Origin of the sequence: Microcystis sp. MC19, from assembly GCF_003019735.1 — a bacterium.
Taxonomy (GTDB): Bacteria; Cyanobacteriota; Cyanobacteriia; order Cyanobacteriales; family Microcystaceae; genus Microcystis.
Map to the genome: position 1 here is coordinate 4,265,382 of NZ_CP020664.1, position 21,439 is coordinate 4,286,820.

The 21,439-nt window shown below is 39.2% G+C and carries 14 protein-coding genes and 4 pseudogenes; 15 read left to right on the forward strand and 3 right to left on the reverse strand.

What is annotated here, in order from left to right; translation table 11 throughout:
- The first annotated feature begins 137 nt into the window (after positions 1-137).
- The 5 genes from B5D77_RS21675 to B5D77_RS21695 all read left to right on the forward strand — a co-directional run bounded on the left by B5D77_RS21675 (position 138) and on the right by B5D77_RS21695 (position 4,247).
- A complete protein-coding gene (locus B5D77_RS21675) occupies positions 138-1,271 on the forward strand; it encodes an RNA-guided endonuclease TnpB family protein (RefSeq protein ID WP_016516871.1) in 1,134 nt (377 codons plus the stop codon).
- A 170-nt stretch (positions 1,272-1,441) separates the two neighbouring features.
- A complete protein-coding gene (locus B5D77_RS27480) occupies positions 1,442-1,807 on the forward strand; it encodes a hypothetical protein (protein ID WP_254053002.1) in 366 nt (121 codons plus the stop codon).
- Between the two features lie 179 nt (positions 1,808-1,986).
- Positions 1,987-2,922, forward strand: coding sequence for a formylglycine-generating enzyme family protein (locus tag B5D77_RS21685; RefSeq protein ID WP_106909633.1), 936 nt, complete (start codon positions 1,987-1,989; stop codon positions 2,920-2,922).
- A gap of 105 nt (positions 2,923-3,027) precedes the next feature.
- The gene (locus B5D77_RS21690) at positions 3,028-3,369 is read left to right on the forward strand and encodes a hypothetical protein (protein WP_106909634.1); all 342 of its coding nucleotides are present in this window, start codon (positions 3,028-3,030) and stop codon (positions 3,367-3,369) included.
- A gap of 272 nt (positions 3,370-3,641) precedes the next feature.
- Entirely contained in the window at positions 3,642-4,247 is a 606-nt protein-coding gene (locus tag B5D77_RS21695; protein ID WP_106909635.1) for a Uma2 family endonuclease, read from the forward strand.
- Positions 4,248-4,519: 272 nt separating this feature from the next.
- On the opposite strand, the gene B5D77_RS21700 is transcribed toward B5D77_RS21695, so the two are convergent.
- Positions 4,520-5,146 carry a hypothetical protein gene (locus B5D77_RS21700; protein WP_106909636.1) on the reverse strand — a complete coding sequence of 209 codons (627 nt, stop codon included), beginning with the start codon at positions 5,144-5,146 and terminating at the stop codon, positions 4,520-4,522.
- A gap of 481 nt (positions 5,147-5,627) precedes the next feature.
- Between B5D77_RS21700 and ltrA the strand changes: the two genes are divergently transcribed.
- The 3 genes and pseudogenes from ltrA to B5D77_RS21715 form a co-directional block, all read left to right on the forward strand.
- Positions 5,628-6,605 carry a group II intron reverse transcriptase/maturase gene (gene ltrA, locus B5D77_RS21705; protein ID WP_106909637.1) on the forward strand — a complete coding sequence of 326 codons (978 nt, stop codon included), beginning with the start codon at positions 5,628-5,630 and terminating at the stop codon, positions 6,603-6,605.
- 2 nt (positions 6,606-6,607) lie between these two features.
- Positions 6,608-7,117 (forward strand): CRISPR-associated endonuclease Cas1, encoded by a 510-nt coding sequence (cas1, locus tag B5D77_RS21710; protein ID WP_216824531.1) that lies wholly within the window; start codon positions 6,608-6,610, stop codon positions 7,115-7,117.
- A 42-nt stretch (positions 7,118-7,159) separates the two neighbouring features.
- A pseudogene (locus tag B5D77_RS21715) lies at positions 7,160-8,140 on the forward strand (IS630 family transposase); the annotation flags it as partial.
- Here B5D77_RS21715 and B5D77_RS21720 read toward each other — a convergent pair.
- A complete protein-coding gene (locus B5D77_RS21720; RefSeq protein ID WP_254052976.1) occupies positions 8,100-9,317 on the reverse strand; it encodes an ISAs1 family transposase in 1,218 nt (405 codons plus the stop codon). The pseudogene B5D77_RS21715 and the gene B5D77_RS21720 sit on opposite strands and share 41 nt — an antisense overlap.
- A 184-nt stretch (positions 9,318-9,501) precedes the next feature.
- Between B5D77_RS21720 and B5D77_RS21725 the strand changes: the two are divergent.
- From B5D77_RS21725 to B5D77_RS21760, 7 genes and pseudogenes are all read left to right on the forward strand, one after another.
- Positions 9,502-9,747 (forward strand): annotated as a pseudogene (locus tag B5D77_RS21725) (transposase); the annotation flags it as partial.
- A gap of 596 nt (positions 9,748-10,343) precedes the next feature.
- A pseudogene (locus tag B5D77_RS21730) lies at positions 10,344-11,592 on the forward strand (ISNCY family transposase).
- Positions 11,593-12,273: 681 nt separating this feature from the next.
- The gene (locus B5D77_RS21735) at positions 12,274-13,932 is read left to right on the forward strand and encodes an IS1634 family transposase (RefSeq protein WP_104395285.1); all 1,659 of its coding nucleotides are present in this window, start codon (positions 12,274-12,276) and stop codon (positions 13,930-13,932) included.
- A 336-nt stretch (positions 13,933-14,268) separates the two neighbouring features.
- Positions 14,269-15,654: pseudogene (locus B5D77_RS21745) on the forward strand (IS4 family transposase); the annotation flags it as partial.
- 272 nt (positions 15,655-15,926) lie between these two features.
- Positions 15,927-16,589: a potassium channel family protein gene (locus B5D77_RS21750; protein WP_008198676.1), complete on the forward strand. Its 663-nt coding sequence runs from the start codon at positions 15,927-15,929 to the stop codon at positions 16,587-16,589.
- A gap of 33 nt (positions 16,590-16,622) precedes the next feature.
- Positions 16,623-17,399 carry a DUF2092 domain-containing protein gene (locus B5D77_RS21755; protein ID WP_008198678.1) on the forward strand — a complete coding sequence of 259 codons (777 nt, stop codon included), beginning with the start codon at positions 16,623-16,625 and terminating at the stop codon, positions 17,397-17,399.
- A gap of 21 nt (positions 17,400-17,420) precedes the next feature.
- Entirely contained in the window at positions 17,421-18,305 is an 885-nt protein-coding gene (locus tag B5D77_RS21760; protein WP_106909638.1) for a DUF6515 family protein, read from the forward strand.
- On the opposite strand, the gene B5D77_RS21765 is transcribed toward B5D77_RS21760, so the two are convergent.
- A complete protein-coding gene (locus B5D77_RS21765; protein WP_106910042.1) occupies positions 18,302-21,364 on the reverse strand; it encodes a DEAD/DEAH box helicase in 3,063 nt (1,020 codons plus the stop codon). The two genes, B5D77_RS21760 and B5D77_RS21765, sit on opposite strands and share 4 nt — an antisense overlap.
- Positions 21,365-21,439 lie beyond the last annotated feature (75 nt).

The window sequence follows — 21,439 nt, forward strand, 5'->3', positions numbered from 1 at the left end:
GGAATGTCCCCACCAATAAAGTTTACCGAAATTTTGGGTTAAAGCCCCGTCCTTTTAGGACGGCTTTTTAAACTATATCTTGTTAACTTAACTTTTATTGTGCTATACTGATTTTGTCTAAGTCCCCCCTGCGTAAAATGTTTGTCTTAGAGTTTAAAGTTAAAGCTAAAACTCAACAGTATCAAGCCATAGACGATGCTATTCGTACTGCTCAATTCATCCGTAACAAATGTGTAAGGTTATGGATGGATACAAAAGGTACGGGTAAGAACGATTTATACCGATATTCTAAAGAATTAGCTCAGGACTTTAAATTTGCCGATGAACTTAATTCAACTGCTAGACAGGCAAGTGCTGAACGTGCTTGGAGTTCAATTAGTCGTTTTTACGACAACTGTAAACGTAAAGTATCAGGCAAAAAGGGGTATCCTCAATTTAAAAAATCTCGCTCTGTTGAATACAAACAATCAGGATGGAAGCTTCTTAGCCCTAAAACTGTTAAGTTCACTGACAAGAAAAACATTGGTGTTCTTAAGTTGGTAGGAACTTGGGATTTAGGTTACTTTCAAGAATCCGATATTAAACGGGTTAGGTTGATTCGGAGAGCGGACGGTTATTATTGTCAATTTGTCCTTTCTTGTGACGTTAAAGAAGATGTTAAACCATCAGGTAAGTGTATTGGCTTAGATGTAGGTTTGGCTTCTTTCTATACAGATAACAATGGCAACAAGGTTGATAATCCTCAATTCTTGAGAAAGTCCGAGAAACGATTAAAACGACTTCAAAGGCGATTATCTAAAAAGAAAAAGGGAAGTAAAAATCGTCAAAAAGCTAGACAAAGATTAGCTAAAGCTCACCTTAAAGTAAATAGGCAACGTCAAGACTTTGCTGTGAAATTAGCAAGGTGCGTAGTTCACTCTAGCGATGTGATAGCCTACGAGGATTTAAGAGTTAAGAACTTAGTCAAGAATCATTGTCTAGCTAAATCGATAAATGATGCGGCCTGGTATCAGTTTCGGGAATGGATAGAGTATTTTGGGGTTAAATTCGGCAAGATAACGATTGCTGTCTCACCGAATTATACAAGCCAAAACTGTTCAAACTGTGGTGAAACTGTCAAAAAATCTTTATCGACTAGAACCCATCAGTGCAAATGTGGATGTGTTTTGGATAGGGATGAAAACGCCGCAATCAACATCCTTAAAAGGGGACTAAGTACGGTAGGGCATCAAGGGGATTGGTTGAGAGAAGCGACTAGCGAGCAGAATTGAATAAACTCCTGTTTACTCATTCCATTTTTTGCTAGATTCGCTCTATCTGACACCCACTCAAGATTCGTCAACTCTTTAGCAAGGTCTGGTCTATTCTTCTTAGATTCGATGTGGTCAATATGCGTGTTTACTCCCAAAACCAGTTTTTCGCCTGTGTAAGGACAGTAAGGATGATCGTGGAATTTGGATTTCAAAATCGCTACGGTTTCTTTATCGCATTTGCCGATAGCGCACTTGACCGCATTTTGTATGTAATGATCTTCGCAAAGTTGATTGCTGTTAAGAAGTCTTGGTCTAATGCAAAAACGGCAAAGACCTTTTTCGATACGATTTCTTCTTTCTTGAGCCTGATTTTTTCCCATACCAATATTATAGCGTACGCTATTAATAACGTACGCTTGTTGGGTACGGCAGGGCGTGTCGGAACCTTTGGGTTCGATCCAATAAACGCTTGGGGAGAGAATACCTCTACTTTTTCAGAAGCAATTCTGTCTAAGCAAGTAATCTCTGTGAACCAAGAATCCCCGTCTCTTTAGAGCGGGGAGTGTCAAAGTCAGAGTTGGCAGGTGGGAATCTGTCAAGAGTGCGCCAGAGAGTTCAGCCTTTTCCTGAGATGCTGGTAACGGTATCCAAAAATCAAACTGGGTTGGGGAGCTTGGTAGGGTAAAACCGAACAGTTTTCCAGCCCTCCACTAATATTTTGGGAACTAGAAGCGTGAAAACACTGCAAGTAAAACGCCAAAGCCAAAAGTTTCGAGGCTATAGAGACTATATTGATGGTGTCCCCTTAGAAATGGTCTTGATTCCCGATGGAACCTTCACTATGGGTTCACCAGAGACAGAAGAAGGGAGCCATGCTGATGAAAGACCCCAACATCATGTAACCATTACCTCGTTTTTGATGGGACGTTACCCCATTACTCAAGCACAATGGCAAGCGATCGCTGCTAGAACCGATTTAAAAATTAATATAGACTTAGATGAAGACCCCTCTTATTTTAAAAAACCCTATCAAGATCAAGATAGGGAAATAGATAGATGGCAAAGACCCGTAGAACAAGTAAATTGGTATGGAGCAGTAGAATTCTGTGGGCGACTCTCTAAGCTAACAGGAAGAACTTATCAGCTACCATCAGAAGCCCAATGGGAATATGCTTGTCGAGGTGTGACAACACCCTTAAATCTAGAAAAAGGGGAATTTTATCCACCGTTCCACTTTGGGGAAACCATTACAACAGATTTAGCCAATTATCAAGGGGAAAAATCCTATGGCAAAGGGACACAAGGAGAATATCGCGAACAAACAACACCTGTAGGTTATTTTCAAGTCGTCAACGCCTTTGGACTCAGCGATCTGCACGGAAATGTCTGGGAGTGGTGCGCTGATGACTGGCATGGTAATTATAAAGGAGCGCCTACTGATGGCAGTGCATGGCTTGATAGTAATCAAGAGAAAAAAGTCAAGTCTGAAAATGAACCATATTCTGGCAAAAATGATGATATTTCGCTAAATAGTGTCCTGCGGGGCGGTTCTTGGGGCTTCAATCCTAGTTGCTGCCGTTCCGCGTTTCGCTACGACTACGACCGCCGCGGCAACCGCAGCAGCTATCTCGGTTTTCGGGTAGTCTGCGTATTCGGGAGAACTCTCTAACCCTTTTTCCTTTTTCCCCTTTTACCCTCATTCCCTATTTTTTCTCTTACCCTAACGGAAAATTCGTTAAGTGAAGATGGGTCGGTTAAATCTACTCGGTTGACCGTGGGAAATTCCGTCACCGTTACCGGTGAGCATCCCAGAAAAGGACAGACGGGGGAAATAACCGCGTTGCCCAATCCCTACGCGGCCATCATCCTTTTCGACGATGGCAACAGGGAAATGTTAGGTTCGGACTTCCTTTCCCCAAAAACCATCGATGTGGCCGCTAAATTTCAAGTCAAGGAAGGGCTGAATTACAGGGCGGGTAACGGCTGTGAGTGGTATGTCAGGGTAGAACAGGCTACTTGGGAGCGGCTGCTAAGATACCGAAATCGCGTCGGTACGGCAACCATCGATGGGGCTATCAAACGAATGTTAGAAAGTATCGAGAACAGCCCACCCTAACGGAACCTTAACCCAGTTTGAGCTGCTCACTTAACGAATTTTTCGAGGTTCTCACTTAACGATTCGTTAAGTGAGGGGAGTGGACACAACCCGCTCCTTAGAGAGCGATCGATGACGAAAGATTAACAGAAACGTAAGAAAGTATCGAGAACGGCCAACTTTAATCAAGGTCAATATTCTGTTTAGATGTTAGTCACGACGATTGAAAATTGGGATATAATTCAACTAATTACAAATCGTTATCTTGAGGGGCTTTGCCATCGGGAGTGCAGATGACTTACCTATCCCAAAAACCTCTGATATTCGAGGATTTTTTACAAAAATATGGCAATGAATTTCGCTATGAATTAGCCGATGGAGAATTAATCGATATGGAACCGACTGGGCTGCATGAAACGGTTAGCGGTAAAATAGCGACCCATATCGGTATGGCTTTAATTAAAGCGCGAAAACCTTGGTTCATTCCCCGAACCTGTCTGATCCGCCCTTTTACCGACGTGGCCACGGCTCGTCGTCCTGATGTTGTCGTTCTCGATGAGACCGTTCTCGCCCTAGAACCCCTGTGGTACAAAGAACCTGTAATTACCCTACCCCGATCGATTCAATTAGTTGTCGAGGTGGTCAGTAGCAATTGGGAGACCGATTACGCTCGTAAGGTCGAAGAATACGCGCTTTTTGGAATTCCTGAATATTGGATCGTCGATTATCGCGGATTAGGAGGAATTGCCTTTATCGGCAAACCCAAACAACCCACTTTTACCGTCTGCCAACTACTTGATGAAGTTTATCGGCAACAACAATACCGTTTGGGAGAATTGATTTCCTCTCCTATTTTTCCCGATCTTCAACTTTCTCTCAACGATGTTATGCCTCGTTGATTTGACACTCCCGTTACACGACATAAATTTACCATCCTTTTACCGAAATTCCTCCTTACAATGATAGTTAGAAATTAGGAGATTTATCCTTATCATCGAGAAGTCAGTTAATTTTTATTTATGATTTAATCGAAGAATGGAAATTTGAGATGGTCTGGAAAAATGTAGCCCCTCTAAATGAAGAAAATCAAGAGCTTGTCCTACTGAATTAGTAGGGCAACCTCCTGAACAGTATGGAGATAAAAATTATTAAATTTTATTCTATTTTGATGTCAACTCTTATCAGGGAATTTCTCTGTGAGAGTTTTGCCAAAATAATATTGACACCAAAACTCAGCAATTTCTGCGACTAAAGGAGCAGATTCAGAAGTTAGTCCACTGCCACAACTTGAGTTATAGCGTTCAGCATAATCTCTCGCCATTTGGTAACTCCAATAAGGATAATCTGAACTTGTCATACAGCGCAGGGCATCTTCAATTATTAAGGCATATTTGTTATTGATGACACGAATTGGTGTTCCAAATCTTATGTGTCTTTCCCAACCTTGAATTTGTTCTAGTTGGGTTAACAATGTATGCAAATCCTGCCGTTTATCTGGAGTTGGATATTCTAGGTAATCTTCCATTTTTTCAACAGCATGGTTAATTAGTTGGCAGTGTTCTGTCCAAGCTTCTTCTCCAAGAAAAGACCTAGTAGTTTGATTAGATTCTATCTGTTTGACTACCAGTTTAGCTAGGTACACCGCAAAATTAGCGGCAGCTTCCTTTTCTTGGCAAAGACTTTTGAGACTGGTGAGCCTTGTGACATTGAGGGCATATTTGGTTTGGTATAGTTCCCTCGCTGTCTCAACCAATTTGCGAATTTTAGGAGCAATATTCTTATTAGTTTTAGTATCCATTATTTGTTTCTCATTATTTTTATTATGCCTTCTTAACGGTTCTTAGTTACTTGGTATGATTCGATCAGGGGGCAGAAATCGGCTAAATCCTTATCTGGCAAAAGATTTAATTGATTAGTTCGCTCTAGACAAAAATACTTGATAAAAATCGCTAAATGCCTTTCTCTATAAGGGTTTCATCTCTTATAACCCCAGTCCATTGTACAACACAAACCGAAGAACCTGTTACATTTGATAAATTGAGGAGTTGATTAAAATTTATCCATATAACCGACCTACTGTTCTGTATTATCATTATACCATTTTCACACAGAACCTAGAAGATACTCCAATTTCTCAAGTCCTTACCTAGCTTACTCTTGAGTGGCTTTATTCTAAACTCCAGTCTCTATCCGAATAAGGAAGGGGTTGATTAGGGAAAGAGGTCATTCCGAGAGATTTATAGAATCATCTTGATTCTATTTTTCTTGGGATTTGCCTGATGATAACCATCGTTAACGATTTTCTCAATTTGTCTAACTTCCAACAAGCTTGGTTGAAAGTCAAAGAAAATAACGGTTGTGCGGGAGTTGACGCTGAAACCATTGATGATTTTGCTCAAAATCAAGATTTTAATCTTGTTCAATTAAGAGAAGCAGTCGCTAATAGCACTTATTGCCCTCACCCTTACAAACAAGTCAAAATTCCTAAAGAAGGAGGTAAATGGCGAGAATTAAGAATTCCAACCGTTAGAGAACGAATTGTTCAACAAGCTCTTTTAAATGTGCTTGCTCCTCTGGTTGAACCTCATTTTTCTCCTTGTAGTTTTGCTTATCGTCCTAATCTATCTTATATTCAGGCGGTAGAAAAAGTCGCTGATTGGCGTGATCTCGGATATCGATGGGTGTTAGATGCAGATATCGTTCAGTATTTCGATAATATCGATCATCAGATATTGCTTGTCCAATTACGTCAATATATCGATCACCCTGGTATTTTATGTCTGATCAAAGCTTGGATTTCTTCAGGCATATTAAGCGAGAAAGGATTGAAATTACCAAAGAAAGGAATACCTCAAGGCTCGGTTATTTCTCCTTTGCTTGCTAATATCTATTTAGATAAATTTGATCACACTATTGCTAATTCGGATATTAAATTAGTACGCTATGCAGATGATTTTTTAATTTTAGCTCGTACTCAAGAAAGAATTAGACAAGCTTACTCGGAAGTTGTTGATCTACTTGATTCTCTTAAGCTCAATATTAATCGTGATAAAACCCAAATTACTGACTTTGAACACGGGTTTTGTTTTTTAGGTCATGGCTTTTTAGAAAATGCTATCTTTCCTGTAGATAAACCCAAGAAAAAACAAGGAGATCGGAAAACACAGAGAGTCGGCGAATATTTATCAACTGGAAAAAAAAAAGTTCAGACGCAGAAGAGTTACAACCAGAAAAAGAAGAAATATCTCAGCAATTAATCATGTCTTCTGTGGAAATTAAAACCCTCACTAATACTTCCAATCCAAAGCAACAACAAATACAAGTTGCGCCACGTCCTCAAAAAAATGTTTGGAATCAGACAATGGCTACATTATATTTACTAGAACAGGGAACAAGCTTGTTGAAAGAACAGTTTCGGTTTCTTATTCATGTACCAGACAAGGATAAAATAGAAGTCCCCATTCGAGATGTGGAAAGAATTCTTCTGTTTGGCAATATTAATTTATCTACTCCAGCGATCGCTACCTGTTTAGAATCACGAATTACTGTCTTGTTCCTCAGTCTTTCTGGGCGATATAAAGGACACCTTTGGAGTAAAGAAGCATCTAATTTGAATGTGGAATTACTACAGTTTCAACACCAGAATGATCACCAATTTCAATTGAATACATCCAAAGCTATTGTTCGAGGCAAGTTAATCAATTCTAAACAATTATTACTAAGATTAAATCGTCAGCGCAATATTTTAGATAAGCTAAAACGCACTTAAACCACCTAAAATAGAAATAGTAATTTTAGAAAAATCCTACTTATGCCAGCCAAAGATTTCCTAGACTTAGAAGAAAAGAAAAACTTACAAAAAGCTCTTAAAGAAGAAGAAAGAGCAGAGGTTAGGGAAAGAATTTTAATGTTTCTCTTGCTAAACGACGGAAAAACTCAACGAGAAATAGCTGAGTTTATTGGCTGTTCACTCAAAACAGTCGCCCATTGGTGTGTTCATGGCGATCCTAACAATATAGAAAGTCTAGAAGATGGGAGAAAAAATGGAAATCATAAAAAAGCCACAGAGGAATATATTAATTTACTATTGAAAATAGTTGATGAAGACCCGAAGGAATTTGGATATGAATTCGGGAGATGGACAGCGGCAAGATTAGCAGAGCATCTAGAAAAGGAAACAGGAATTAAACTGAGTGGCTCGCAAGTGAGAAGAATATTGAGAAGAAAAAAGTATGTGTATATCTGGGCAAAATATAGTCTAGAAGATAAGCAAGACAAGAAATTAAGAAAAGCATTTAAAGAAAAATTAGATGAATATTTAAAGTTAGCGAAAGAAAAGCCAGAGTCAATCCAGGTATGGTTTTGGGACGGGGCTTTCAAGGTGGCGACGCAGGTTCGCCACACAGCCCCTCATGAGTGTGGATTTAGTTTGAGAGTAATAAGAAGGAGAGCTTGGACAAAAAAAGGAAAGCGAAAAAAAGTGAATGGGCAAAGAAAAAGAGGAAGGGTGAATGTGATGGGAGCCTTAAGATATAATGATAAAAAAAGAGTCTGTTTTATGATCAAAAAAGGAAATTCAGAAACTTTCCATGAACAATTAAAGAAACTTCATGAAGAGATTCGTCAAGAATGGATAAACTTGGGAAATCTGCCCGAAGATTTTCGAGAAAAGGGGCCGAAGATTATCATTATATTAGACAATGCTAGTTATCACAAAAAGAAAGATGTTATTCAGGGTAAGAGCATCTCAATTAGGCTTGACAAAAGGCTTTCAGCACAGCCATCATATAGTTATTATCCATGGCCGCCCGTTTACTTTTTTGTGCCAGACTACGTCGGTAAGTGGATTCCTGGTTAAGAGCGTTAAGTGCTACTCGTCTCAAGAAGGCAAAATTACGAGGGCTGTGACCAGAGCGAATCCGACATTGATCCTCATTAAAAGTAACATCTAAAATCCAATGAGCCTGATTTTCAATGCCCCAATGTTTACGAATAGCATTACCTATTTTTTGAGCATCAGCAGGGAGAGAACTGAGATAAAATTGGACTTCACAAGTGGTTTTATTCCAAAGATGACGAACTCGTTTAACCATGATAATACTTTGAAGTCCTTGCCATTGAGCCTGTTGATAAAGACCGCCGAAAGCTTCTAAAGGTACAGCCCAACACCAACGTTTTTCGAGGCGATGATGACCTTTTTCCAGACGGTAATCATAACTAAATTGAATACCATCAAATTGATGTGCTTGAGCTTGCTCAAACCAGTTTTTGACCTGAGTATAAAGAGTCGGATGATTAGCTTTAAGGGCGACAACGTAGTCAGCTTTTTTGGCTTGAATATGATTAATAATCGCCGTTTGAGTTCCCATAGCATCTAGGGTGATAATTGCCCCTTGAAGGTCTAACAGTTCTAGTAAAGCGGGAATAGCAGTAATCTCATTGGATTTATCTTCCACCTTGACTTGTCCTAAAACTAATTTCTGCTCCCCCGCCCAAGCCGTCACTAAATGCAAGGCTTTAATTCCTTGATTACGGTCGTAAGAACCTCTGAGACTTTTCCCGTCTATGGGAACTATTTCCCCCGAAAGAGAACCGATTAAATGGGGCAGCCATTGAGACAAAACTTTGTCCAAAACTTCCGGGTTAATCCGTTCAAAAACCCGCCGAAAAGTGTCATCAGAAGGAATGCCATTAGGTAATTCTAAAAACTCAGATAACCAAGACTGCTTACTGAGTCCATAATTTTCCATGTCTTCCCAACCTTTGGCTCCTGCTATAACTGCTAAAACAGCAATGACTAAAATATCAGTTAATAAATGTTTTTGGGTTCGGGACGCTCTTGGGTCAGGAATATCTTGAAGATAAGTCAATAAACTAGCTTGAATTTCATTTATTGATGTTAAAGGAAGCTCAGGTTTTAGTTGAGCTTTATTTCCGGTGGGGAGAACGGGAGCAAAACCTTTACCCATGAGCTATTTCCTCATTAATTTTCATCAACAACAGTGAGACTAAGGCTAATTATAAATTATACAGAGGTAGCAGCGGCTAAGTCTGGGTACTGGCAGTGCGGGACGGTGCTATGGCGATTTGATTACCCTATTCAGAAATCTTTGTCAAGTACAATTTATACCAAATTAGATGAGCTTACCCTGAGATGTTATTGAGCAGGTGGAAAAAGAGTTGCCCAATATTAGGCTAGAGTTTTTACCAGCTTATAGTCCAGATTACAACCTAATAGAATTAGTGTGGCATTCCGCTAAAGAATACATAGCTAATCGAGAATTTGAAAATAAAGAAGAACTGGAAAAAGTAGTCAATCAGCTTTTAAATGAAGGGGGATTGATTATTAAATGGAGTAGAAAACTTAAAAATAAGGGTAATGCTGTCAATGTAACTTAAATGCGTAAAAGCTTATTAGGTTGAGAAGAACCGTTTTTTATTGAAAAAACTGCCAGGGATTGAATCTCACTAAAATCCTAGTAAATCCTGTTTTGAAAAGCTGATAACAATCAATGACAAGTTAGCCAATGATAGTTAGTCAAGCTTTTAATTTCATTTATTATAAGGGGATTTAAGTAGTTAGTCGTTAAAAATTATCAGATCCCCCCGCCTATCGACACCCCCCTTATCAAGGGGCTATCCATTAGTCAGATCTTTCTTAACAAAAAGAGAAGAAACTTAAAAAAAGGGGAAACGATTGATAGGTATAGTGTTGAAAGAAGGAATTAAGGCAGCAATTCTCATTTTAAAAAGTAACAAGTGATACAGACAGAAACAAAGCTTTAAGCAAGCTACAAAATGCGCTCCCGCGAGTGCGACTGCATCGCAGAGAAGTGAGTATATAGAGTATTTATACTCAAAATATTTGAAAGATGGGAGAAATCTAGAACAAAAGTTCTCTACATCAGAAAGAGAACCAAATAAAAATTGATGATTGTTGTCTGTTGAGGTAAAATTATTAAGTTGGAAATATTAATTAATCAAACTGTTCTGCGATGACGAAAAAGGCTGTGACTTTAGAAATTCCTGAATTAATACAATTTTTAGTTCAAGAATTACATGACTTACCCGATGACAGAAAACCAGGAAACAATACCAAATATCAGGTAGAAGATGCAGTTAAGGCGGCTTTTTCGGTTTTTTTTACTCAGTCACCTTCTTTTTTAGAGCATCAACGTTTGATGAAAAGTAGTAAGGGAAAAGATAATGCTTCAAGTTTATTTGGTATCAAAAAAATACCTTGTGATAATCAAATCAGAAACCTGTTAGATCCTATCCCAGCTGCCACAATATTTGGCTCTTTTCAACAAGTCTATCAATGGTTAAAAAAACAGGGAGTTATTAAAAAATTTTTCTACTTAGATGAGGAAATTTTAATAGCTTTAGATGGTACGGAATATTTTTCTTCAAAGAAAATTAGTTGTCCCCATTGTAATTGCCGCAATGCTCGTAATGGAACGACAACTTATTTTCATGGTTGCGTCACGCCAATTGTGGTTTCTCCTGAGCAAAAACAAGTGATTAATTTAGAACCAGAATTTATTAAAAAACAAGATGGGCAGCAAAAACAAGATTGTGAAAATGCGGCTGTTAAAAGATGGTTAGATAAGAATCATCAAAAGAAGTATGGTTATCCTGTAACCCTGTTAGGAGATGACTTATACTCTCGCCAACCTATCTGTGAGTTAGCTCTAAAACAAGGTTATAATTTTATTTTTGTTTGTCTTGAAACTTCTCATAAAACCTTATATGAATGGCTAGAATTTTTAAAAAAAAGTGGAGAAGTTAAAGCCGTAGAAAAGAAACAATGGGATGGAGGAAAGAATCTCATTTATCGTTATCGTTATGTTTCTAGAGTTCCTCTGAGAGAGGTCGAGTCAAGTCTCGAAGTTAATTGGTGTGAAGTCACGGTCATTAATGAAAAAACACAGAAAATTATCTATCAAAATAATTGGATTACCAATCATGAAATTACTGAAAATAATGTTGAAAAAATTGTCAAAGCTGGACGCAGCAGATGGAAAGTTGAGAATGAAGGAAATAACGTTCTTAAAAATCACGGTTATAATTTAGAACATAATTTTGGTCATGGTCAAAGTCATTTATGCGAGTTCTTGTTGTCTTTAAATTTACTAGCTTTTTTATTTCATACCGTTTTAGATTTAGTTAATCATACTTATCAAAAGATTCGTGAGTTATTAGTTACTCGCACCAGTTTTTTTAATGATATTCGTACTTTATTAAAATATTTTTGGTTTAAGAATTGGTCAGAGTTTTTCTTGTTTATTCTTACCGAATATGTCCCGCTCAAAAAAATAAATTCTAGTTAAAAATGTCAATTTTTCGAGAGAAGGAAAGATTATTTTATTCATTGAAAAAACCAGAAATTAGGTCAGAATTTCAGCTAAATTTATGAGTTGAGATAAGTTTTTTATGGGCAGATATTTTAAAACTGTCTCTTGAAGCTAATTATGATGATTATCTTGAAAAAAAATGATAATTAGACAGAAGTTCTCTTGTTCACATAGAGAACTTTATCTTCTTTTGTTTTCAAAATGAGAATTGCTGGAATTAAGGTGGAGGTAAGCAAAAAAATGGAGAAATGGGCAGCCCAAGAATTACAGCCCACATTCCGCACCCTCAACTGTCACAGATCAAAAAAGCCATTAAAGTAGTACATAATAACTAAAATTAATTCAAAGGTTAAAAGGGTTAATGAGAATATATAGCATTAAAAGGGGTATGGAGCGAGAAAGAGAAAATTCAAGAGAAAAAAATAATTGTTCAGAAAACAAGAAATAATTGATTACAATAAGTAGTCGTGCAAAATTAATTTCCTAGTGAAGATAGGCAAGAGGCAAGAGCGGGGTTAGATATGTGTAATTAATTTTGCTTAGGTACTTAGAAGTAGTGGAGGAATCTGTTGTGAAATTAAAACCCCAAGAAATAGAAATTCAGAACATAGACCATCTAGGGATAGTGGCAGGAATAATAGACTCAATCGGAATAGTAGAAATAATAAACGAATTGATAGGAGTCGAAAAAGACGAAAAAGTAAATGCAGGTCAAGTAGTAAAAGCCATGATAATCAACGGGTTAGGATTTGTTTCCAAACCCTTATATATGTTTCCCGAATATTTTGAAACAATCGCCTGTGAACATCTAATAGGAACAGGAGTAAAACCAGAATATCTCAACGACGATAAATTGGGGAGAGTCATGGATAAACTATTTATAAAAGGATTAGATACAATATTTTTCATCATCGCAGTAAAAGCCGCCCAAAAATTTGGAGTATCACTATCAACATCACATCTAGACTCATCATCAATCCACGTACATGGGCAGTATAACACTAGCTTACCAGAAGTAATATTTGAGAATCAAAAAATAGGAAATAACCAAGAATTAGAAGAAATAGCAGTAAAATCACCAAAAGAAATAACCATCACTTATGGTTATTCTCGTGACCATCGGCCGGACTTAAAACAGTTCATCATAGAAATGATATGTTCAGGAGATGGAGACATCCCAATATTTTTGAAACTAGCATCAGGAAACCAAGCAGACTCATCATGTTTTGGTCAAATAGCAGTAGAATATCACAAACAATTAGAAGTTAATAGTCTCATGGTTGCTGACTCTGCCTTATATACAGAATCAAACCTGAAAATGATGTCAGATTTACAGTGGTTATGTCGAGTACCATTAAGCATAAAAGCAGCAAAATCATTAATATCAACAATACCAGAATCAGAATTTATTGATAGTACAATACCAGGATATAAATTAGTATCAAAAACCGAAAATTATGCAGGAATAGAACAAAGATGGTTAGTAGTACAAAGTCAAGAAAGAAGAGAATCAGACCTGCGTAAACTAACCCAAAAAATTACCAAAGCCGAATCAAAAGCGGTTCTTGATTTGAAAAAGTTATCACAAGAGAGATTTGCTTGTGAAGCAGATGCTATCAAGGCATTATCAAAATTATCAACCCAGTTCAAATATCACCAAATTAACGAAAGTAAGGTTACTCCAGCCAAATCTAATAAAAAAGATTCTCTAAATGAAATATCCTACCAAATATCAGCTACAGTCTGCCAGGATGAAAGTAAAATTAATACAGAATTGCTGAGTGCAGGATGTTTTATTATTGCTACGAATGTTTTAGATTCACAGGAACTTAGTGATGATTCTATGCTCAGGGAATATAAAGCTCAACAATCATGTGAACGGGGGTTTGGTTTTCTCAAAGACCCATTATTTTTTGCCGATAGTATTTTCCTTAAAAGTCCTGAGAGAATAGAGTCTATGGGAATGATTATGGGTTTATGTCTCTTGGTTTATACATTGGCTCAACGTCAAATTAGAAATGCTCTGAAAGAGTCTAAATCAACAATTAAAAATCAATTAGGTAAAGCAACTAATTCCCCTACTTTACGCTGGATTTTTCAATGCTTTCATTGTATTCATTTGATTACACTTAATCAGGAGGAACATATTTCTAATTGGAATAAGGACAGAGATTTTATCTTGCGTCTTTTACCAGATGATTGTTTACGTTACTATCAATTAGCCACCTAATTATTATCTCTATCAATTTAATTTCTATGAGTGAACATGAGCTAATATCTTTGATTTATAGCTCCACTTTACTATGTCTATAATTTAGTTTTTTACTTTAATTGATTAGTCTAAATTATGATTTATCTCTTGGATTTCTTCTTTTATTTATCTGTTGACTCCTCTAGGTGGTGTTAATTCTTATTGCTCCTTATTGAGAATAGGTTTTGATGCCATTTTTGGTGCTTTACTGTTTCTCAAATGCCTTTTTTCGCTCCTTATGTTTATTTTTATGCTCACTTTGATTTTTTCTCTCCGTAATTTCTCTCTGTGACAGCTTAGGGTGCGGAATGTGGGTTACAGTATGCAGACCTAGGGGACACCAGAAGAAAGAAAAGGTTAATCAGTATCGTAGAAAACTTGGCCAGCCAACCTAGTACAAGTGTGCCACAAGCTTCGGGAAATCTAGCCGCCGCCAGTGCCACCTACGACTTTTGGAATTCCCCCTATTTTCACCCCTCAGATATAATTGCCGCCCAAGCCAAAAGTACAGTAGAAAGAATCAAAGAACATCCAATAGTTTTGGCAGTTCAAGACACAACAAGTTTAGACTTTACGACGCAAAAAGCCAAAAAAGGAATGGGTTATCTAGATTGTAAAACATCCTTTGGTCTCAAAGTTCATACCACCTTAGGAGTCTCAGCGCAAGGAGTACCTTTAGGACTGATTAATCAATATGTCTGGGCAAGAGAAGAAAAGAATTTAGGGATTGCCAAGCAAAGAAAAAAAAGAGAAACTCAAGAAAAAGAAAGTCAAAGATGGTTAGATTCTTTGTCAGAAACACAACAACAAATACCCGAAGAAATTCAAGTCGTAACAATCGGAGATTCTGAGGCAGACATATTTGATTTATTTGCCCAGTCAAGAAATCCTAACTCTCATTTATTAATTCGAGGAACTCATAACCGAAAAGTTAACTATCTCGAAGACAAGCAAAGGTCAGGGCATCCAGAGACTAAATATTTACATCAATCCATCAGAGAAATAAAAGCCTGTGGTAGCCTAGATGTGCAAGTAAAACGCAATCCTAATCACGAGGCTAGACTAGCTAAACTAACAGTTAGATTTGCCAGTTTTGAAATACAAGTACCTAAGCATCACTCGAAAGCGAACCCTCGTCAACCGGTCAAATTACAGGTAATTTTAGCTGAAGAAGAAAATCCGCGTCCTGGAGTTAATCCTATCAGTTGGCTCCTCTTAACTAGCCTAGACATTAGTAGCTTTGAATCAGCGATAACCTGTGTGCGCTGGTATAGTTATCGCTGGTTAATAGAACGCTATCATTTTGTTTTAAAAAGTGGTTGTGGATTAGAAAAACTGCAATTAGAAACGGGTCGGAGAATTGAGATGGCCTTAGCTACCTATTCAATTGTAGCTTGGAGATTACTTTGGTTAACCTATCAAGCACGCTTACACGGAGAGGAGAGTTGTGAAAGTTTTTTGGAAGAACATGAATGGCAATCTTTGTGTGCCACTATTCATAAAAAGAGTCCGCCACCTGAAAAGCCGCCCTCCTTTCGAGAAGCGGTCAGAATGATTGCTTCTCTTGGGGGGTTTTTAGGTAGAAAAGGTGACGGTGAACCAGGTGTTAAAACTATTTGGTTGGGACTGCGAAGGTTACATGATATCAGCCAGACTTGGAAACTATCTCATCAAATTAGTTCCCCCATAGAACCCCCTTGAGCCATCTGGCACACTTTTCTCTTTTTGTCAAATTTTATGTTAAGAAAGATGTGACTAATGGATAGTATCAAGGGGGCAGGGGGGATCGAACCTAAAATCCATTTTTAATTTAATTATAACCAGCTACTTAGTATTAATTGTACTATATGCTAAAATCTGGACGCTAAGAGCTAACTTATCCCTCTTCTGTCAGAGGAGGAGCGTTAGAATAGAGAGAAAAGCCCTCAAAGCGAGAGTTGATATATGGTTAAGCCAATTAAAGGTTCGCTGCTATGAAATTTCGTCAATTGATGCGAGCAACAGAAAATAAATACAATCGGCTGCTGGCAAATCTAGTCTTGCTCTACATTATTTACCCATTTTTAGTATATCTACCCCTGGGAGATTTGCTGATTTTCTTTTTCTTCTCCCTCTCCCTGATCATCGCCGTCTATCAGATCGATCGCAGTAAATTGGCTTTAAGATGTAATATCGGTCTGTTTGTAATTGCACTTATCCTGCGAGTATTCGGCACGATTATCCCTATTTATAGCGATTTAACTGGTTGGTTCGATCTGTCTAGTACATTAATTTCTCTAGCTTTTATTGGTTTATGCGTGTACTCGATTTTACGAGAATTAATTCTCGCCGAACAGGTGACATCCGATATCATCAAAGGGGGAATTTGTGTCTATTTTCTCCTAGGATTTTTCTGGGCATCGGCTTACAGTATTGTCCAGATTTTCGACCCCGATGCCTTTAGCTCCGCCGCTAAAACCGTCAACCAAGCGGATATAATTCATTTCAGCTTTACTACCCTGGCCACGGTGGGCTATGGTGATATCGTTCCTACCAGTAAAATCGCTAGAGTTCTGGCCAATTTAGAAGGAATGACTGGAGTTCTCTATCCCGCCGTTTTTATTGCTCGTTTAGTCAGTTTACACAATGGTCGTTAACCAAAACAATCCATCGCCTTGGAGGAATATTAGATGATTATGCCTCGCTTCATGCCGATTCTTTCTTTACTTTTGCCTTGGGTCACTGCCGCAGGAGTCTTGGCGGAAATACCGACTCTATCCCAGGAAATCCGCCCAAAAACGGCGGAACAGGTGATCGAGCAACTCTGTGCTAATTTAACCAAACAGCGATCGTTCACCGTCCATATGGATGTCACCTATGACGATATACTCGACTCCGGGGCGAAAGTTCAGTACAGTGCCTATCAAAACATCTGGGTAGAAAAACCCGATCGCCTGCGCTCGGACTACACTGGGGATGAACGAGTTACCCGCTTTTTTTACGACGGTAAAACCTTCACCCTCGCGGATCTGGAACGGGATCTATACGTCACGAAACCGGCACCGAATACTCTAGATGAAGCCTTAGACCAAGTAGAGCAAAGGTACGGAATCACCATTCCCATGTCAAATCTGGCAGCGAACGATCCCTGTGCAGATCTAATGGCCGATGTCGGGCAAATTATTTTTATCGGCAACAACATGGTCAATAGCGAACAAATGTATCATCTGATGCTGATCGGTAGCGATCGCGATTATCAAATCTGGGTCACGCAGGATGCCACCCCCCTACTGAGGAAAGCGATTATCACCTATAAAACTCTACCCGGTTCACCCCAGTACACGGCAATATTATCCGACTGGAATTTTAATCCCAGTACACCCGCCGATACTTTCACTTTCCAACCGGGATCAGAGTCGATCCCTATCGAACTTCTACCCCCTAGGGATAATCAATCCCAGCCATAAAAAAATCAAGGAGTCCGGGCCATGAAAAGATCTTTATGTCAAAACTTATGTGTTCTTGCCGCCCTCCTCTTGGGTACAAGTTTACTGATCACCGATGATGTGGACGCTCGCGGTGGCGGTGGTGGCGGTAGTCGTGGCGGTGGTGGCGTTAGTCGTGGCGGTGGTGGAGCTTCCCCACGGGTTAACCGCAGTAGTGATCTGCAAAACCGAGGGAATTTTAGTAATCGTTCCCAACCCTCTAGAGATTTTTCTGGAAGACAGGGGGAACGGCAAACCAATCAACAAACCCGTCAAGGGGAACGACAGGGGGAACGGCAAACCAGTCAACAAAACCGCCAAGGGGAACGCACGGAAAGACAGGGAGAACGGCAAACCAGTCAACAAACCCGTCAAGGGGAACGCACGGAAAGACAGGGTGAACGGCAGGGGGAACGCACCGAAAGAACCGATACCCGTCAAGGGGAACGCAGCGAAAGACAGGGTGAACGGCAGCAGCAGGTTAGCGCTCGCCAACAGAACCGTCAGAACTTTATTGACGATAATCGCAACGGTTACTGGCGTGGTGGCGGTTGGTACGGTGGCGGTTATTATGTCCCCCCGGGTTGGGGTTGGGTGGGGTTAACCACTGGCCTAGTCATCGGTTCAGCGATCGCTACTCTCCCCCCCTACTACAATACCGTCTATGTGGGTCCCACTTCCTACATTTACTCGGACGGCATCTATCTTCAGCCTAGCGGTAGTTCCTACACGGTGGTGGCCCCGCCAATCGGCGCAATTGTCACCTATATCCCAGACGGCTGCACCACAATCACGACTGACAATACACTTTATTACAATTGTAGCGGTATCTACTATCAGCCCCTGTTTGAGAATGGTTCCACGGTTTATCAGGTGGTTCGCTTCTAATCGGTTTCTTCTTCATCAATAATTGCCGATCGATCTAATAATAATAAATCTCGCAGGCGATCGGTATCTAATTCTGTTAACCAATTTTCCCCGGCATCTACGGTTTGTTCCGCTAATTGTTTCTTGCTTTCGATCATCTCATTAATGCGTTCCTCTAGGGTTCCCGTACAGATGAATTTATGTACCTGAACATTGCGTTTTTGTCCGATGCGGAAAGCGCGATCGGTGGCCTGATTTTCTACGGCCGGATTCCACCAACGATCGATATGAAAAACGTGATTAGCGCGGGTTAAATTTAATCCTGTTCCCCCCGCTTTCAGGGAGAGAATAAAAATCTTTGGTCCTTGGGGATCATTTTGAAAGCGCTCGATCATTTCTACCCGATCTTTTGCTTTGGTAGAACCGGAGAGAAATAATATTTCCTCGGCTAATTTTTTCTGGAGATGGGTTTGTAGGAGTTTTCCCCACTCGGCAAATTGTGTAAAAATTAAAGCTCGATCGCCTTCTGCTATCACTTCCTCTACCATGGCTTCTAAACGTAATAATTTTCCCGATCTTTGACTGGTTTCTAAACTATTTTCTTTCAAAAAATGCCCGGGATGATTACAAATTTGTTTTAGTTGCATTAGCAAGGTTAAAATTAATCCATGTTTCTGAATTCCTTGAGTTTCTTCAATTTTTTGGAGGGTTGTCTCGACTAATTGTTGATAAAGTTGTCCCTGTTCTTTTGATAAACCACACAGGACATTCATTTCCTGTTTTTCTGGTAAATCTTCGATAATAGTTTTATCGGTTTTTAATCTCCGTAAAATAAAGGGACGGACAAGGGAACGCAAATTATGCAGGGATTCTTGATCGCCGTATTTTTCAATGGGAAGGGCAAACCGACGCTGAAAAAAGGCTTGAGTTCCTAAAAAATTGGGATTGAGAAAATCCAAAATTGACCATAATTCTGTCAGGCGATTTTCTACGGGAGTTCCCGTTAAGGCAATCCGAAATCCTGCCGGTATTTTTCGCACTGCTTGGGATTGTTTAGCCGTAGAATTTTTGATATTTTGAGCTTCATCTAAAACTAAACCTTGCCATTGTACTGCTTCTAAACTGGACAGATCGCGATAGATTAAAGGATAACTGGTAATAACAACCGATTTATTTTTTACCTCTTGAGCAAAAGCTTGACCTTTTAATCTTTTTTCGCCATGATGCACAAAAACCGCCAGGGTGGGAGCAAATTTTCTTAACTCATGTTCCCAGTTATTGACCACAGAAGTGGGAGCAACAACTAGCACGGGATTAACTAACATATCCTGTTCTTTTAATGCTAGTAAAAAAGCGATTAATTGCGGGGTTTTTCCTAAACCCATATCATCGGCTAAACAAGCACCTAAACCCCACTTTTCTAGGAAAGCTAACCAACTAACTCCCTTGATTTGATAGGGACGTAATTCCCCCCGAAACTCCCGGGGGGGGTTGATTAATTGAATCCCTTGATTGTTATTTAAATTGTCAATTAATTCCTTTAATGCTCCCTCCGCTTGGAAATTAACTACCGGCAGTTTAGCAATTAGATTATTATCTCCTGAACTCAAGCGCAGGGCATCCTCCACCGAGAGATTCAGGGGAGCGATGGTATTATTTAAAATTGCCTGAGCTGCTTTGACATCCGTAGGTTGTAGGATTAACCATTTGCCCCCCACTTCCACCACTGGCGATTTTTTCTCTAATAACTTATCAAAATCTTTTTTCGATATTTCCTGTTCCCCTACCACTAATTTAAGCTGAAAGTTTAACAAACTGGTTAAACTTAATCTTTCTCCTTTTTTGGGAGTTACACTGGCAGCAATCTTAATTCCTAATCTTTGTTCATTACTACCGGCAGTTAAACCCGTTGGCAAAATTACCCCTAATCCCTGATCTTCCAATTGCCAAGCGATCGAGCGAATAAACTGATAAACTTCGATCGAATCAAGAGAACATTCCTCCGGGTGTCTCTGCTCTAAACTAATTCTAATCGGTTCGTACAATCGCGCTGCTAATCCCAATCCTTTTAAGAGAATTTCCTGGGGATTATTGACAACTCTTTGATAACTATGATAACTTTCTTTCCCCTCTAACCAAATCAACTTGGCACTAATGAGAAATTCGGGATCATCTAACGCTTGTAAATAATAGGTGAGTTTCCATACTGTTCCTAAACTGGGAGGTTGTAAGGATAGACAGACACGGTATTGATTCTCAATTAATTGGCGATTATTGCCATTAACTAAACTTTCTTGGATAGGAAACACCCAGTTATTATAAGCATTTTCTAGACGCTGTAAATTCTTGGCTTCTAAAGCAATGTCATGATGCTCACCGCTTAAAGATTGTAGCCAGGGTTTCACCATCAATGAGGGGGAAATATTAACACTACTATCTATCTTTTGTCGCAAACGAGCATCGACAATATTTTTTAAGCAATCGAGAATAATTGTTTGTGGTTCGCTATTTTCTTGATAGGCAAGACAGACTGGGGGGATGGTTTGGATAAACTTAGCTAAACGAGTGCGATCGATGGTACTATCTAGCAGGGGATACCAGCAACTTTCACCCTGATTTATTCCCGCTAAAAATTTCCCTCTTGCTAATAAATCTAAACTCCAACGGTGCAAATACAGCCAAAATCGTAGATCATTGCCGATAAATTCGGCCTTAGCTAGGGGTAATTTCTCCCATAACCGCACTATCATCCCCGCAGAAAAAGTTAATCCCGATACCTGCCATGGTTGCCAAGACAAGGATTTAGTTGAGGGTTCGAGAATTTGCCCCGACAGCAGCGGTAAAAAATATTTTTTCCTAGGGGGGGAATAACTAGGCAAACTGAGCTTGATTGATTCTGGAGAATAGCAGTCAAGCTGAGGGGAAAATTTCTCGATAAATTGGGCTAATGCCCCGGATTCTAGACAAAAAGGATGATTTTCCTTTGTTTCACTTAATTCTTTCCCTTGCCACTGTTCACCCCAAAGAAAAAAAACACTATCTTGCGAACCAATCAGCCAATTACCGTGTAGAGTAGTCATTATGAAATGGGGAAATTCCTTTAAAAAAACTTGCTGTTGAAAAGGTAACAAATCTCGATTTTGTCGCTTCTTCTG

Excerpts from the sequence above, each read along its gene's own strand:
- B5D77_RS21675 (WP_016516871.1), top strand. The coding sequence starts at position 138 with ATGTTTGTCTTAGAGTTTAAAGTTAAAGCTAAAACTCAACAGTATCAA.
- B5D77_RS27480 (WP_254053002.1), top strand. The coding sequence starts at position 1,442 with ATGATCGTGGAATTTGGATTTCAAAATCGCTACGGTTTCTTTATCGCA.
- B5D77_RS21695 (WP_106909635.1), top strand. The coding sequence starts at position 3,642 with ATGACTTACCTATCCCAAAAACCTCTGATATTCGAGGATTTTTTACAA.
- B5D77_RS21700 (WP_106909636.1), bottom strand. The coding sequence starts at position 5,146 with ATGGATACTAAAACTAATAAGAATATTGCTCCTAAAATTCGCAAATTG.
- ltrA (WP_106909637.1), top strand. The coding sequence starts at position 5,628 with ATGATAACCATCGTTAACGATTTTCTCAATTTGTCTAACTTCCAACAA.
- cas1 (WP_216824531.1), top strand. The coding sequence starts at position 6,608 with ATGTCTTCTGTGGAAATTAAAACCCTCACTAATACTTCCAATCCAAAG.
- B5D77_RS21720 (WP_254052976.1), bottom strand. The coding sequence starts at position 9,317 with ATGGGTAAAGGTTTTGCTCCCGTTCTCCCCACCGGAAATAAAGCTCAA.
- B5D77_RS21750 (WP_008198676.1), top strand. The coding sequence starts at position 15,927 with ATGAAATTTCGTCAATTGATGCGAGCAACAGAAAATAAATACAATCGG.
- B5D77_RS21755 (WP_008198678.1), top strand. The coding sequence starts at position 16,623 with ATGATTATGCCTCGCTTCATGCCGATTCTTTCTTTACTTTTGCCTTGG.
- B5D77_RS21760 (WP_106909638.1), top strand. The coding sequence starts at position 17,421 with ATGAAAAGATCTTTATGTCAAAACTTATGTGTTCTTGCCGCCCTCCTC.
- B5D77_RS21765 (WP_106910042.1), bottom strand. The coding sequence starts at position 21,364 with ATGACTACTCTACACGGTAATTGGCTGATTGGTTCGCAAGATAGTGTT.